The sequence below is a fragment of the Clostridium sp. UMB9555A genome, from assembly GCF_030222355.1.
Lineage (GTDB): Bacteria > Bacillota > Clostridia > Clostridiales > Clostridiaceae > Sarcina > Sarcina perfringens.
In genome coordinates, this window is the sequence record NZ_JASORQ010000060.1 from 1 (window position 1) to 229 (window position 229).

1 protein-coding gene is annotated in these 229 nt (G+C 61.6%); it reads right to left on the reverse strand.

Annotated elements, in window-relative coordinates; all coding sequences use genetic code 11:
* Window positions 1–229: hypothetical protein (locus QP548_RS16950; RefSeq protein ID WP_284905671.1), on the reverse strand; the 229-nt coding region annotated here is incomplete at both ends.

Below are 229 nucleotides of genomic sequence, written 5' to 3' on the forward strand. Positions count from 1 at the left end.
TGCTGAGTATCCGAACGGTAAGGACGCGCCCAGCGAACGCCTTCCATACTCAATGCGACGGTCGACCCGTCCGCCAGCATCGCCGTCGCTTGCTGAGGATTGGCGCTGGTGACTGCGGCAGGCAGCAGCGGACCATAGGTTGGCAGCGCCTTCAGCGTATCGGTAATCTTGTTGTTATCCCACGCCGACTCGCCCACTTTCCACAGCACATTTGCCGGGCCGCGATAGC